We start from the raw sequence: 14771 nt of genomic DNA on the forward strand, positions 1-14771 counted from the left end.
GTAAGCTTTGCCCCATGAGCGCCATCTATCTCCTGCACAAGCCCTACCGCATGCTCTCCCAGTTCACCGATCGCCGCGGCCAGGGGGAAGCGCCGCGTGCGACACTGGCAGACATCCTCGAGGTGCCGGGCATCTACGCCGCAGGACGGCTGGACTATGATTCAGAAGGACTGCTGTTGTTGACCGACGATGGCGCGCTGATCCAGCGCATCAGCGACCCGCGCCACAAGCAGCCCAAGACCTATCGCGTGCAGGTGGAAGGCTGCCCCGACGAGTCGGCACTGGCGGCACTGCGTCAAGGTGTCGCGCTCAGCGACGGCATGACCCGCCCGGCCAAGGTACGGCGACTGACCCACAGCGGCCTGGCGGAGCGCACGCCGCCGCTGGACCCGAAGCGGCATCCGCTGACGACCTGGCTGGAGCTGACCATCAGCGAAGGCCGCAACCGCCAGGTCAGGCGCATGACTGCCCATGTCGGCCACCCCACCCTGCGCCTGGTGCGCGTGGCCATTGGCCCCTGGCGCCTGGACGGGCTGGCACCGGGAGAGTGGCGCCGCGAGACCCTGCACGCCCCGCGCAACACGAGCCGGCGACCGCCGCACCGCAAAGGCAGAGGAGAACAACGATGAGCCGCTGGCAACCGCACGTCACCGTGGCTACCGTCGTGGAGCGCGCCGGTCGTTTTCTGATGGTGGAAGAAGCCCCCCGAGGCAGCAAGGTCACCCTGTTCAATCAGCCCGCCGGCCATCTGGAGCCCGGCGAGCGACTGAAGGAAGCCGCCCTGCGCGAACTGCGCGAGGAGACCGCCTGGCAGGTGGGCATCACCGACTATCTCGGTCTCTACGTCTACCAGGCGCCGAACGGCGAAACCTTCCACAGCCACGGCTTCTTCGGCATGGCGCTGGCCCACCTGGGCAACCCGCTCGATCCTGCCATCGTCGCCGTGCACTGGCTGACCCTCGACGAGGTCGAGGAGCTCGAACGCCAGGGACGCATGCGCAGCCCGCTGGTGCTGCGCCGCATTCGCGATGCCCTGGCGGCACGCTTCTACCCCATGGACACGGTGCACGAGCTCTAGTCTCGTATCAGCAGCCGATACAGCGCCGGGATCACCAGCAGCGTCAGCAGCGTCGAAGCCACCAGCCCGGAGATGATCGCCCAGGCCATCGGCGGCCACAGCGTCGACTGGGTCAGGGTCAGCGGCACCAGGCCGGCCACGGTGGTGGCGGTGGTGAGCAGCACCGGCCGCGTGCGGCGCGCCACCGCCGCGACCACGGCCTCGCTCACCGATTCGCCCTGGCGCCGGTTGGCGTTCATCAGGTCGATCAGCACGATGGCGTTGTTGACCACGATGCCGACCAGCGCCACCACACCCAGAATGGCAGTGAAGCCGAACGGCTGGCCGGTCAGCCACAGTCCCGGCACCACGCCGATGATCGCCAGCGGCAGCGTAGTCAGCACGATCAACAGCTGGCGGAAGGAGTTGAACTGGGCGAGCAGGAAGACCACCAGCAGCAGGCCGCCGAACGGCAGCGTCTGGAACAGCGCGGTATTGGCATCGCCGGCGGATTCCGCCGCCCCGCCGACGCTGTAGCTGACCCCGGGCGGCAGCTCGAGCGCCTCCAGGCGCGGCAGGATGTCGCTCAACACGCCATCGTAGGTCCAGCCATCCGCCACCTCGGCCAGCACCGCCGTCATGCGCTGCAGACCGCGATGCTGGATCACCGCTGGGCGCCAGGCAGGCGTCAGGTTGGCGATCTCGCCCAGCGGCAATGAACGCCCGTCGGCCGCGGTCAGGCGTAGCCCTTCGAGCCCCTCGAGGGAGAAGCGCTCGCCCTCCGGTGCCCGTACCAGCAGCGGTGCGGGGTCGCGACCGGCACGCCAGGCGCTGACCTCGATGCCGCGGCTGGCACCGGCCAGGGCCATGGCCACGTCATGTCGCGAGAGGCCGTACTCGGCGGCACGGGCATCGTCGGTCTCGACCCGCAGGGTGGCCAGCCCCTCACCCAGGCGATGGCGCGCATCCCGAGCCCCCTCGGCTTCGCGCACCACGCTGAGAATCGCACCGGCGGCGTCCGCCAGCGCGGCGCGGTCCTCGCCGAATACCCGAATCTCCACCGGCGCTTCCAGCGGCGGCCCCTGCCCCAGCCTGCGCGCCACCACTTCGGCCTCGGGCAGCCACTCCGGCGCCACGGCTCGCACCCAGGTCATCAGCGCGGTCAGGTCCTCGGCACTTTCGGCCTCCACCACCAGCCGCGCCAGGTGCGACTGGCGCGGCTGCTCGACCAGGTTGTAGTAGAAGCGCGGACCGCTGAAGCCGGCGAAGCGGTGCACCGCCTGCACCGCCGGACGCGCGGCCAGCTCGGCAGCCAGCACCTCGGCCTGATAGGCGGTGTAGTCGAGGTGGGTGCCCTCGGGGAAGTTGAGGTCGACGACGAGCTGGTTGCGATCGGTGTCGGGGAAGAAGTCGTGGTCCAGCAGCGGCAGCATGGCGATGGCAGCCACCAGCAGTATGCCCGCCCCTGCCAGCACCGCCAGCGGCCAGCGCACGGCGACCCGACCGACATGCTGGCCGATGGCCTGCAACCGCTCACGGCGTGCCGCCAGCCGGGGCTTGAGGATACCGGCGGCAAACACCGGAGTGACGAACACGGCATAGACGTAACTCACCGCCAGGGTCAGCATCACCATGATGGGAATGGCACGAGTGAAGTCGGCGGTGTTGCCGCCGGAAAGCAGCAGCGGCACGAAGGCCGCCAGGGTAGTGCCGGTGGCCGCCAGCAAGGGCGTGGCCAGCTCCCGCACCGAGCGGGTCACGGCCTGCATGGCCGAACGCCCCTGGTCGCGGTGGTACTGGATGTTCTCGACCATCACGATGGCGTTGTCCACCAGCATGCCCAGCGCGATCACCATGCCGGCCACGGCGATCTGATGCAGCACGCCGCCGCCCATGGCGTACAGGGCCAGCGAGGAGAAGGTCACCAGCGGCACGATCACCATCACCGCGAGCCCCAGCCGCAGCCCCATCACCACAAACAGCAGCACGCCGAGAATGGCGATCCCCAGCAGCAGCGAGAAGCCCAGCTCCGCCAGCCGACGCTCGACCCAGTGCGGCTGATAGAAGGTCTCCTCGATGGCGAGCGGGGCGTAGACGGGGCGCAGCTCATCCACCAGCTCGCGCAGCTGCTTGCCGAAGCGAACGGCATTGCCGCGGTCGTTGGCGAGCACCACCCCCAGCGCCACCGCCGGGCGTCCGTCGTGCCACATGCGCGCGGTGGCGGGCTCCTGCGGTGCCAGGCTGACGTCGGTGAGCTCACCGAGTGGCACCAGGTCGCCCTGCCGGGTACGGATCGGGGTGGCGGCGAGTTCCTCCAGCGAGCCGAACTCGGTGATCGGGTCGAGCACCAGCGAGCGCCCCGCCATCTCCAGCGTGCCACCGGGAGAGGTCAGGTTGCGCACGGCGAGCTGGTCGCCGAGCGCCCGGGCGTCGAGCCCGGTCATCTCGGCCAGCGTATCGTCCCAGCCGACCACGACCTGTTGGCCCGGGTCGGCGAGCAGGTCGATGCGGGAGACCTCCTTGAGGCGGAACAGGTCGCGGCGCAGGCGCTTGGCCGCCTCGCGCAGCTCGAGCAGATCGTCCGAGCCGGTCACCGAGAGCACGATGCCGTGGGTATCGGAGTCGCGGTCGCTGATCTCCGCCTCGCCCACGCCGTCGGGAAATTGGCGAGCGGCACGGTTCACGGCGATACGCACCTGCTCCCAGGCGGCATCGGTATCATAGACGTGCTCGTGCATCTCGATGGTGACATGAGCCACGCCGAGCCGCGCGGTACCGATGATGTCGTTGATTTCCTCGACCTGGGCCAGCTCCTCTTCGAGAGGGTTGAGCACCAGCCGCTCGACCTGTTCCGGCTCCGCGCCGGGATAGGGCACCAGCACCTGGCCGAAGCGATAGGGGAAGAACGGGTCCTCCTGACGGTCCATCGCCACCCAGGCCACCAGGCCCAGCAGCGCCAGCAGCAGCGTGACGGTCAGGATCAGGCGTTTGTAACGCAGCGAGGCGAGCATCCAGCTCATGGCAACACCCTCACCCGCATGCCCTCTTCCAGGCGCCCCTGCCCTGCCGTCACCACCCGATCACCCGGTGCCAGCCCCTCGCCGTTCACCGACACCCAGCCGCCGGCCAGGCGCCCCGGCGTCACGGGAGCACGTCGAATGGTGTCGTCATCGCCGATGGTCAGCACGTAGGGCGCGCTACCGGCGGGATCGACCACCGCCGCCAGCGGCACCCGCGTGACCGGCCGTGCGGCGATCTCGAGCTGGACCCGCACCGGCTCGCCCAGCGCCAGGGCGGAGTCGGTGGGCAGGGCGACGATGACCGGCGCCATGCTCTCTCCCGCACGCCCGACATGGACGATCTCCCCGTCGATGCGCTGAGTCCCGAACGTCGGCGCGACGCTTGCTGCCTGCCCGCGTTCCAGCCGCGCGGCAAGGTTGGCCGGCACACGGATGGCCACCTCACGCTCGGCCACCCCGGCCAACTGCATGATCGGCTGGCCGGCCGCGACGAAATCGCCGGGCTCGGCGTCCAGATCGGTCACCTCGGCGGCGAAAGGCGCCCGCAGCGTCAACTCCTCGAGCTGCGCCTTGGCCTCGTCGCGCTGTGCCAGGGCCTGCTCGCGGGCCTGGACCAGCGCCTCGCGCTCCGAACGCAGCCGGTCCAACTCTTCTTCGGCGCTGAGGTTGCGCTCACGCAGAGTGCGGGCACGCTCCACGTCGCGCTCCAGCCGGCTGAGGCTGGCGTCCAGCTCACGCACCCTCGCTTCGGCCGCGGCGAACGCCGGTGCCATGGCCGGGTTGTGCAGCGTGGCCAGCAACTCTCCCTGCTCGACTCGTTGGCCACGAACCACGCGGCGCTCGCGCAGTACCCCACCATGCAGAAAGGCCGGGGCCGCCCGCTCGCTGGCCCGTACCACGCCGGGAAAGCGATATCTCACCTCGTCCGGCACCAGTTGCACCGCTTCACCGCGTACGCTGGGCAGCGGCTCCTCGATACGCTCGACCTGCGCCGGTGCCGCGTCGCAACCCGCCAGCACAACCGCCGTCAGCATCAGCGCAACCGCTAGGCTTGCACGCACCACCCTCCCCATCGCTCTTCCCTCCCATCGAACCGTGTTGTCATCGAACCGTGTTGTCATCGAACAGTCGTGATTGGCCCACCCATGAACTGGTCGACCGGTCAGTTATTCACGCAAAAAAACGCTCACTCTCGTGGCGTTACGCCTTCCATGAAAATCTTCAGAAAATCTTCCAGGAACGCCTCGTCGGAGCCCATGCCCGGCCAGTGCTGGTGATGGCACTTGGCCTCGAACCACTGGGTACAGGACATCACGAAGACGGCGATGACATGCGTGGGGTTGATGTCGGCCCGCAGCAGGCCGCGAAGTTGGGCCTGACGCACCCACTCGGCCCCGGCCCCGACGAGCTGGCTGTCGAGCTCGCTGCAGTGGTTGTCTCCCTCCAGGTGCGTCCAGGCGAACAGGCGCACCACGCCGGGGTTTTCGCGCAGAAAATGGAAGTAGGCTTCCACCGAGCTGCGCAGCAGCGCGGCATCCGGCTCGCCGGCCTCCTCCAGCATTGCCATCTGGGCGGTGAAGTAGCGCTCGAAGGCGCGATCCTTGACCGCCTCCCACAGCTGCTCCTTGCTGCCGAAGTGATGGTGGATCAAGCTCTTGGTCACCTCGGCCGCACGCGCCAGCTCGCTGAGCTTCACGGCGGAAAAGCCCTGCTCGACGAACAGCGCTTCCGCCGCCTCGAGGATGCGGGCGCGGGTCAGTTCGGGATCGCGGGTCTGGATTTTTCGATTCATGCGCCGAAGATAGCGCTAACTGGCCGACCGGTCAATTGGCTGCAAATGCACCGACACGCAAAAGCATCATCCCCGCGCCAGGATGAAGACACGACAGAATGTAGGGTATAATCCCCGCCCATTTGCGACCCACTCAACCCGAGAGCGCCCATGACCGCCACCTCAGGCAAGGTGATCGTCGGCATGTCCGGCGGCGTCGACTCCTCCGTTTCCGCCCTGCTGCTGCTGGAGCAGGGCCATCAGGTCGAAGGCCTGTTCATGAAGAACTGGGACGAGGACGACGGCACCGAGTACTGTACCGCCAAGGCCGACCTGGCGGACGCCCAGGCCGTGTGCGAGAAGCTGGGCATCAAGCTGCATACGGCCAACTTTGCTGCCGAGTACTGGGACAACGTGTTCGAGCACTTCCTGGCCGAGTACAAGGCCGGTCGCACGCCGAACCCGGACATCCTGTGCAACCGCGAGATCAAGTTCAAGGTGTTCCTCGAGTACGCCGAGATGCTCGGCGCCGCGAAGATCGCCACCGGCCACTATGTTCGTGGCGGCGTGCGCCACGGCCGGCCACGGCTGCTCAAGGGCATCGACGCCAACAAGGACCAGAGCTATTTCCTGCACGCCGTGCCGGAAGCCGCCATCGCCCGCACGCTGTTCCCGGTAGGCGAACTGGAGAAGCCCGAGGTACGTGCCATCGCCGAACGCCACGGCCTGGCCACCGCACGCAAGAAGGACTCCACCGGTATCTGCTTCATCGGTGAGCGGCGCTTCCGCGACTTCCTGCAGCAGTACCTGCCGGCGCAGCCGGGCGTGATCGAGACGCCCGAGGGCGAAGTGATCGGCGAGCACATGGGGCTGATGTACTACACCCTGGGCCAGCGCCAGGGGCTCGGCATCGGCGGGCTGGCCAACCACCCCGAGGCGCCCTGGTACGTGGCGGGCAAGGATCTCGAGCGCAACGTGCTGGTCGCGGTGCAGGGCAAGCACCATCCCTTGCTGTACACCGATACGCTGGCCACCGAGGCGATGGATTGGGTAGCCGGCGAGCCCCCCGCCGCCGAGGGTCGCTTTACCGCCAAGACCCGCTACCGCCAGAGCGACGTGCCGTGCCACATGCGCACGCTCCCGGATGGCGGCGTCGAAGTGCACTTCATCGATCCCCAGCGCGCCGTCACCCCCGGCCAGTCGCTGGTGCTCTACGACGGCGAGATCTGCCTGGGCGGCGGCGTGATCCGCGACATCTGGAATGCCGAGGAGACCGGCGCATGAACACCACGCCCATTCATCGCGCTCCCGACACCCCCGCTGCGCGCCAGGCGCTGGCACTGGCCGGCGTGTTCCAGGCCGCCAGCCTGGTCGACGAGCTGGCCCGTACCGGCCAGGTCGAGCCGCGCCCCTGGGAAACCCTGATTCGCGCCACGCTCGACACCGACCCGGAAAGCTTCGAGGCAATCTACGGCGGCCACCCCAACAATCTGCGCCGCGGCCTGGAAGTGCTCGAAGCCGTGGTGGGGCGCCGCCAGGCCAATCCGGTGGTGCTGCGCTATGGTTTCTCGCTGCTGCTGCTGATGAGCAAGCTGCGCAACGACAACGCCATGATGAGCACCCTCGGCCAGCACCTCAGCCGTATCCAGGGCCAGGCCGAGCACTTCGGCGCGACCCACGAGAACGTCATCGCCAGCCTTGGCGAGGCCTATCAGGAGACACTCTCGACCCTGAAGACCCGCATCGTGGTACAGGGCGACCCTTCGATACTGCAAAGCCGCATGATGCCCGAGCGGGTACGCGCCATTTTGCTCGCCGGCATCCGCTTCGCCCTGCTCTGGCACCAGCAGGGTGGCCGCCGCTGGCGGCTCGTACTCCAGCGCGGCGCCCTCAAGAACGCCCTGGACCAGTTGGGCTGATACCCGTTTCCCTCACTCCATTTCCTACACGCACCGGATAACGACCATGCAAGCCGCTTCCCTGCCCCTCACCGCTCTTACCGCCCTCTCTCCCGTCGACGGCCGCTATGGCAACAAGGCCGAGAGCCTGCGTGAACACTTCAGCGAGTTCGGCCTGATCCGCGCCCGCGTGATCGTCGAGATCCGCTGGCTGCAGCGCCTCGCCGAGCAGGGCGGCATCGTCGAGGTGCCACCGCTCTCGGCCGAGGCCACGGCCTTCCTCGAGGCGATGATCCGCGACTTCTCGCTGACCGACGCCGAGCGCATCAAGGAGATCGAGCGCACCACCAACCACGACGTCAAGGCGGTGGAGTACTTCATCAAGGAGAAGATCGTCGCGCAGCCGGAGCTGCACGCCATCACCGAGTTCGTGCACTTCGCCTGCACCAGCGAAGACATCAACAATCTCTCCTACGGCGTGATGCTCGCCGACGGCCTGAAGACACTGCTGCCGGTGATGCACCGGGTGGCCGACGAGATCGCCAAGCTGGCCCACGAGCACGCCGCCCTGCCGATGCTCTCGCGCACCCATGGCCAGACGGCCAGCCCCACCACCCTGGGCAAGGAGATGGCCAACGTCGCCTATCGCCTGCGCCGCCAGCTCGCCCAGATCGAGAACGTCGAGATCCTCGGCAAGATCAACGGCGCGGTAGGCAACTACAACGCTCATCTGGCCACCTATCCGGACGTCGACTGGGAGGCCAACGCGCGCACTTTCGTCGAGGGCCTGGGGCTGACCTTCAACCCCTACACCACCCAGATCGAGCCCCACGACTACATTGCCGAGCTGTTCGACGCCGTGTGCCGCTTCAACACCGTACTGATCGACTTCGACCGCGACGTGTGGGGCTACATCTCGCTGGGCTACTTCAAGCAGAAGACGGTCGAGGGCGAGATCGGCTCCTCGACCATGCCGCACAAGGTCAACCCCATCGACTTCGAGAACTCCGAGGGCAACCTGGGCCTGGCCAATGCGGTGCTCGGTCATCTGGCGCAGAAGCTGCCGATCTCGCGCTGGCAGCGCGACCTCACCGACTCCACCGTGCTGCGCAACCTCGGCGTCGGCCTGGCCTACGGCCTGATCGCCTACGAGGCGGCGCTCAAGGGCATCGGCAAGCTCGAGGCCAACCCGGCGCGCCTGGCCGAGGACCTCGACGCCAGTTGGGAGGTGCTCGCCGAGCCGATCCAGACGGTGATGCGTCGCTACGGTATCGAGAAGCCCTACGAGAAACTCAAGGAGCTGACCCGCGGCAAGCGGATCGACAAGGCCGGCTTTGCCGCCTTCATCGATACGCTGGAACTGCCGGCCGAGGTCAAGACCGAGCTCAAGGCGCTGACGCCGGCCACCTACATCGGCAACGCCGAGGACCAGGCCCGCCGGCTGTGAGCCGGCCGGCATCGTACCAGGAGGCGCCATGGTCAAGCTGACCAAGATCTACACCCGCACCGGCGACAAGGGCGACACCGGTCTCGGCGACGGCACCCGCGTGGCCAAGCATGACATGCGGGTGGAAGCCTTCGGCACGGTGGACGAAGCCAACGCCACCCTCGGCCTGGCCCAGCTGCATGCCGAGGGTGAGCTGCATGAACTCCTGGCCCGGCTGCAGAACGACCTGTTCGACGTCGGTGCCGATCTGTGCACGCCGGAGCAGGAGAATCCGCCGTACCCGCCGCTGCGGGTCACGGCTGGCCAGGTGGAGTATCTGGAAGCACGCATCGACGCCTACAACGCCGAGCTCGCCACCCTGCGCTCGTTCATCCTGCCCGGCGGTACGCCGCTTGCCGCCCACCTACACCTGGCCCGCACCGTGGCCCGCCGTGCCGAGCGCGCGGTCACGGCGCTGATGACGGAACAGCCGGTCAATCCCGAGGTGCTGCGCTACCTCAACCGCCTCTCCGACCTGCTGTTCGTCCTGGCGCGGCGAGCCAATGGCAACGGCGAACGCGACGTGCTTTGGGTGCCCGGCGCCAACCGCTAAGCCAAGACTCTGTCCGAAAACTGGCTGCGCTCGGCCATACGGCGTTAAAATTCGGCTCAAAGTACTCATTTACACTCCGTAAACTCCGTCTTCTCGCCGATTTTTGCCTTGTCTGGCCTTCGCTCGCCGATTTTTCAGACAAAGCCTCATTCACATCAATACGCTACCATTACCCTTCAGCTCGCAGGGCCCTCACGCCCTGCGGCTCTTCGTGCCATCTGCCGAGTAGTGAGACACCATGCCAAGCGACGCCCCTCTCAGCCTGCTGGGCGGCCTCACCGCCGCCGAGTTCCTGCGCGACTACTGGCAGCGCAAGCCGCTGCTGATCCGCGGTGCCTTTGTCGACTTCGAAAGCCCCCTGGACCCCGACGAACTGGCCGGGCTTGCCTGCGAGGAGGGCGTCGAAGCCCGGCTGGTGGAAGAGGACGGCCCCGACGGCCCCTGGCAGGTCAGCCACGGCCCCTTCGACGAGGCCGTGTTCGGCGAACTGCCCGAGCGCGACTGGACCCTGCTGGTGCAGGCCGTGGACCATTACGTACCCGAAGTAGCCGAGCTGCTCGAGCACTTCGACTTCCTGCCGCGCTGGCGACTCGACGACATCATGATCAGCTACGCCCCGCCGGGCGGCAGCGTCGGCCCACACGTCGACCAGTACGACGTCTTTCTGATCCAGGGCCTGGGGCGGCGGCGCTGGCAGTTGGGCGGCAGGGTGCCCGACGACGCGCCGATCATCCCCGGCATCGACCTGCGCATTCTCGAGCGTTTCACGGTGGCAGCGGGCGACGACTGGGTGCTGGAGCCCGGCGACATGCTCTACCTGCCGCCGGGCTGGGCGCACCACGGCGTCAGCCAGTCCGACGACTGCATGACCTACTCGGTGGGCTTTCGCGCTCCCTCGGCGGACGAGGCGGTCACCTCCTTCGCCGACTTCATCGGCGAACGGCTGCCGCCCTCGCTGCGCTACGCCGATGCCGGCATGACCCCACCCGCCGACCCGGCGGAGCTCGACGATGCCGCCCTCGAACGCATGCGCCGGCTGATCCTCTCCACCCTGGACGAGCCCAACCAGCTCGCCCAGTGGTTCGGCCGGGTGATGACCCAGCCCAAGTACGTCGACCAACTGGTACCCAGCGACACCCCGACGGACGTCGATGAGCTTGTCGCTCTACTACAGGAAGGCGAGGAGCTGCTGAGAAGCCCCGGCTCACGCTTTGCCTGGCGCGCCCTGGATGACGAAACCGCCACGTTGTTCGCCGACGGCGACGGTATCGCCTGTGCGCTGCCGCTGGCACGCGCCGTGGCCAGCGACGAACCCCTGGATGCCGAGCTGCTGGCCCATGAGGGGGCCGCCGAGCTGCTCGCCGCCCTGTACGATGCCGGCAGCCTGGCCTGGGCCGAGGAAGAGTAAGAGATTGAAAAAAAGCGGAAAAGGAGAGACGCCATGAAGGAGCGGATCGAGATCCGTGAAGGCAGCTGGGCCGAGCTTGGCGAGGTGGCCGGCGAAATCCGTCGTATCGTGTTCATCGAGGAGCAGCAGGTGCCCCGCGAAGAGGAGTGGGACGGCCGCGACGACGCGTGCCGCCACTTCCTCGCACTGCACGACGACTCGCCACTGGGCACCGCCCGGCTGCTGCCCGACGGCCACATCGGTCGGGTCGCCGTGCTGCGCGAAGCACGCGGCCTGGGTATCGGCGCGGCGCTGATGCGGGCTGCCATCGCCTCGGCCCGCCGCCTGGGCCACGCCCAGGTCGAACTGGCCGCCCAGACTCACGCCCTTGCCTTCTATGAAAACCTCGGCTTCACGGCCTACGGCGAGGTTTTCCTCGACGCCGGCATACCGCACCGCAACATGCGCCTTTCCCTGACCGACTGAACACCCTCCCTACCCTTAGAAAGGCGAAATTCGACTACAGGATTCAGGCGTAAAGCCATGGTCTTGTAGTCGAACTACAACCCTACCTGCCCCCAAGTGATGATTGTGAGACTCAGTCTTCATGCGGCATAGTGATATCAAGGCGAAGTTAAAACGACCGTTCGATAACGTTCGCAATGTGTCGAAAACAGTAAGCGTCTTAACGTTCATCTGAGTTCGACCAACGCCGTAGAGACAAGCAGGACGTTCTGGTTGACTCTGACATGACTTCGCAGGTGCAGCATAGTCCGGGAAGTCCGGTCGAATGCCGCCAACTGACGAGGCAGCGAGCGCCGCCGCATGGCAATCGAAGCCGAAGACCCCACCTCAGATCGGAAGGATGGCAACATGTCATACAAAGACGACATCAAGGCACTGGCTCAACTGCGTGAAGCCCAGCAAGGCAAGTGGGCCAGCATCAGCCCCGAGAATGCCGCCCGCATGCGTGCCCAGAACCGCTTCAAGACCGGTCTGGATATTGCCAAGTACACCGCCAAGATCATGCGCGAGGACATGGCCGCCTACGACGCCGACAGCTCACAGTACACCCAGTCGCTGGGCTGCTGGCACGGTTTCATCGGTCAGCAGAAGCTGATTTCGATCAAGAAGCACTTCGGCACCACCAAGCGTCGCTACCTCTACCTCTCCGGCTGGATGGTCGCCGCCCTGCGCTCCGAGTTCGGCCCGCTGCCCGACCAGTCCATGCACGAGAAGACCAGCGTGCCGGGTCTGATCGAAGAGCTCTACACCTTCCTGCGCCAGGCCGACGCCTGGGAGCTCAACCACCTGTTCCGCGATCTCGAAGCGGCCCAGAAGGCCGGCGACAAGGCCAAGGCCGAGGCACTGATCGCCAAGATCGACAACCACGAGACCCACGTGGTGCCGATCATCGCCGACATCGATGCCGGTTTCGGTAACGCCGAGGCCACCTATCTGCTGGCCAAGAAGATGATCGAGGCGGGCGCCTGCTGTATCCAGCTCGAGAACCAGGTTTCCGACGAGAAGCAGTGCGGCCATCAGGACGGCAAGGTCACCGTGCCCCACGAGGACTTCCTGGCCAAGATCAATGCCGTGCGCTACGCCTTCCTCGAACTGGGCGTGGATGACGGCGTGATCGTCGCCCGCACCGACTCCCTGGGCGCCGGCCTGACCCAGAAGATCGCCGTGACCAAGGAGCCGGGCGATCTGGGCGACCAGTACAACAGCTTCCTCGACGGTGACGTGATCGAAAGCGCTACCGACATCGACAACGGCGACGTGGTGATCAAGCAGAACGGCAAGCTGGTCAAGGTCAAGCGTCTGGCTTCCGGCCTGTACCAGTTCAAGCCCGGCACCGGCGAAGACCGCGTGGTACTCGACTGTATCACCAGCCTGCAGAACGGCGCCGACCTGCTGTGGATCGAGACCGAGAAGCCCCACGTCGGCCAGATCAAGGGCATGGTGGACCGCATTCGCCAGGTGGTGCCGGACGCCAAGCTGGTCTACAACAACTCGCCCTCCTTCAACTGGACGCTCAACTTCCGTCAGCAGGTATTCGATGCCTGGGAGAAGGAAGGCAAGGATGTCTCGGCCTACGACCGCGCCAACCTGATGAGCGCCGAGTACGACAGCACCGAGCTTGGCAAGCTGGCGGACGAGTGGACTCAGAACTTCCAGCGCGACGCGGCCCGCGAGGCCGGCATCTTCCACCACCTGATCACGCTGCCGACCTACCACACCGCCGCCCTGTCCACCGACAACCTGGCCAAGGGTTACTTCGGCGCCGAGGGCATGCTGGCCTACGTGGCGGGCGTACAGCGCCGCGAGATCCGTGAAGGCATCGCCACGGTCAAGCATCAGGACATGGCCGGCTCCAACATCGGGGACGACCACAAGGAGTTCTTCCACGGCGAGGCGGCACTCAAGGCCGGCGGCAAGGACAACACCATGAACCAGTTCGGCTGAGCATGGCGATACGGTAGAACGACTGGAACCCTTGGGAGGCCTCGTGCCTCCCTTTTTTCGTCACGCCCTCCGGCGCTGCCGCCCTCAGCTTGCACAATGTTTACCCCTTTTTCTGCCGCTGTGAGCGGCACTTGCAGCACTTGGCTCTGGTCAAATGAAGCATGAGTGGCTAAGCTAGTTAGCAAACAGTGTTTCCCTAAACAATGGCAAAGACGATTCCCCAATGCGCTATCGGCTTGCCTTCAGGAGGTGTACATGAAGCGTCTTCTTCCCGTGCTGGCTATCGGCATGCTGACCCTGGCCGGCTGTGCCAACACCTCAACCATGGGCGGCGATGTCTACCGCGGCACCCAGGCTGGCACCGCCCAGACCGTGACGTTCGGCACCATCACCGCGCTGCGCCAGGTGCAGGTCCAGGCCGACAGCCGTGCGGGCGGCATCATCGGTACCGGCGGCGGTGCCGTGGTCGGTGGTCTGCTCGGTCGTCAGGTGGGCGGCGGTTCCGGCCGGCAGCTGGCCACCGCCGCTGGCGTGATCGGTGGCGCAGTGGCGGGTAGCGCCATCGAAGAGTCGACCAACCGCGTGCGCGCCTGGGAGATGGAGATCCGCCGCGACGACGGTCAGAACGTGGTGATCGTGCAGAAGGCCGACCGTCCGTTCCAGGTCGGGCAGCGGGTACGCATGATCGGCAGCGGTGCCAACGTCACCGTGGCGCCCTACTGACCGTTCGAGACAGCCAGTCTCAGCGCCCTTTCTCAGCGTAAAACGCAACTGGCCCGCGGCGAATGCCGCGGGCCAGTTGCGTTCGATGAGAAGCCATCTCAGTGGAAGTTGGCCCGCCCCATGGCCCAGCACACCAGCTTCCAGCCAATCAAGCCCAGCAGGGCGATCACGATCAGAGTCAGCAGCATGTCGATGGGACGCACCAGCGCGGTGGCACCCAGCACGGCAAGCGCCACGCTCCACACCCAGCGGTTGCCGTCATCGCTCTTGATGACACGTGGCACCACCTTGTTCAAAGCGGCACTGACGGTCGCCTCCCACAGCTTGATGCTGAAGAACAGAATCAGGGCAAAGGCAATCAGCCAGATCACGATTTCGGTCATGGGCACGGCTCCAATCAAAGTTAG

The 14771-nt window shown here is 66.5% G+C and carries 14 protein-coding genes; 10 read left to right on the top strand and 4 right to left on the bottom strand.

Annotation, left to right across the window (positions count from 1 at the left end; translation table 11 throughout):
- Positions 1-14 precede the first annotated feature (14 nt).
- Entirely contained in the window at positions 15-629 is a 615-nt protein-coding gene (locus tag C4S71_RS14170; protein WP_103969562.1) for a pseudouridine synthase, read from the top strand.
- Positions 626-1078, top strand: coding sequence for an NUDIX domain-containing protein (locus tag C4S71_RS14175; protein ID WP_103969563.1), 453 nt, complete (start codon positions 626-628; stop codon positions 1076-1078). The genes C4S71_RS14170 and C4S71_RS14175 overlap by 4 nt, the downstream gene beginning before the upstream one ends.
- On the opposite strand, the gene C4S71_RS14180 is transcribed toward C4S71_RS14175, so the two are convergent.
- The 3 genes from C4S71_RS14180 to C4S71_RS14190 all read right to left on the bottom strand — a co-directional run bounded on the left by C4S71_RS14180 (position 1075) and on the right by C4S71_RS14190 (position 5869).
- Entirely contained in the window at positions 1075-4077 is a 3003-nt protein-coding gene (locus tag C4S71_RS14180; protein ID WP_103969564.1) for an efflux RND transporter permease subunit, read from the bottom strand. The genes C4S71_RS14175 and C4S71_RS14180 overlap by 4 nt on opposite strands.
- Positions 4074-5111: an efflux RND transporter periplasmic adaptor subunit gene (locus tag C4S71_RS14185; protein ID WP_160113395.1), complete on the bottom strand. Its 1038-nt coding sequence runs from the start codon at positions 5109-5111 to the stop codon at positions 4074-4076. The genes C4S71_RS14180 and C4S71_RS14185 overlap by 4 nt, the downstream gene beginning before the upstream one ends.
- A 152-nt stretch (positions 5112-5263) precedes the next feature.
- Entirely contained in the window at positions 5264-5869 is a 606-nt protein-coding gene (locus C4S71_RS14190) for a TetR/AcrR family transcriptional regulator (protein ID WP_086510820.1), read from the bottom strand.
- A gap of 150 nt (positions 5870-6019) precedes the next feature.
- On the opposite strand from C4S71_RS14190, the gene mnmA reads away from it, so the two are divergent.
- From mnmA to C4S71_RS14235, 8 genes are all read left to right on the top strand, one after another.
- Positions 6020-7132, top strand: coding sequence for a tRNA 2-thiouridine(34) synthase MnmA (gene mnmA, locus C4S71_RS14195; protein WP_103969566.1), 1113 nt, complete (start codon positions 6020-6022; stop codon positions 7130-7132).
- On the top strand, positions 7129-7767 hold the full coding sequence (gene hflD / locus C4S71_RS14200) for a high frequency lysogenization protein HflD (protein ID WP_086510818.1): 639 nt from the start codon (positions 7129-7131) through the stop codon (positions 7765-7767). Before mnmA ends, hflD begins: the two co-directional genes overlap by 4 nt.
- A 61-nt stretch (positions 7768-7828) precedes the next feature.
- Entirely contained in the window at positions 7829-9193 is a 1365-nt protein-coding gene (purB, locus tag C4S71_RS14205) for an adenylosuccinate lyase (RefSeq protein ID WP_103969582.1), read from the top strand.
- A gap of 28 nt (positions 9194-9221) precedes the next feature.
- Positions 9222-9785: a cob(I)yrinic acid a,c-diamide adenosyltransferase gene (locus C4S71_RS14210; RefSeq protein WP_103969567.1), complete on the top strand. Its 564-nt coding sequence runs from the start codon at positions 9222-9224 to the stop codon at positions 9783-9785.
- A gap of 238 nt (positions 9786-10023) precedes the next feature.
- Positions 10024-11193: a cupin domain-containing protein gene (locus C4S71_RS14220; RefSeq protein ID WP_103969569.1), complete on the top strand. Its 1170-nt coding sequence runs from the start codon at positions 10024-10026 to the stop codon at positions 11191-11193.
- Positions 11194-11226: 33 nt separating this feature from the next.
- On the top strand, positions 11227-11658 hold the full coding sequence (locus C4S71_RS14225; RefSeq protein WP_103969570.1) for a GNAT family N-acetyltransferase: 432 nt from the start codon (positions 11227-11229) through the stop codon (positions 11656-11658).
- A gap of 387 nt (positions 11659-12045) precedes the next feature.
- Positions 12046-13641: an isocitrate lyase gene (locus tag C4S71_RS14230; RefSeq protein ID WP_103969583.1), complete on the top strand. Its 1596-nt coding sequence runs from the start codon at positions 12046-12048 to the stop codon at positions 13639-13641.
- 255 nt (positions 13642-13896) lie between these two features.
- On the top strand, positions 13897-14364 hold the full coding sequence (locus tag C4S71_RS14235; RefSeq protein WP_086510814.1) for an outer membrane lipoprotein: 468 nt from the start codon (positions 13897-13899) through the stop codon (positions 14362-14364).
- 98 nt (positions 14365-14462) lie between these two features.
- Here C4S71_RS14235 and C4S71_RS14240 read toward each other — a convergent pair whose 3' ends face one another.
- On the bottom strand, positions 14463-14747 hold the full coding sequence (locus tag C4S71_RS14240) for a hypothetical protein (RefSeq protein ID WP_086510813.1): 285 nt from the start codon (positions 14745-14747) through the stop codon (positions 14463-14465).
- Positions 14748-14771 lie beyond the last annotated feature (24 nt).

The sequence above is a fragment of the Billgrantia desiderata genome (genome assembly GCF_900108215.1).
GTDB lineage: Bacteria > Pseudomonadota > Gammaproteobacteria > Pseudomonadales > Halomonadaceae > Halomonas > Halomonas desiderata.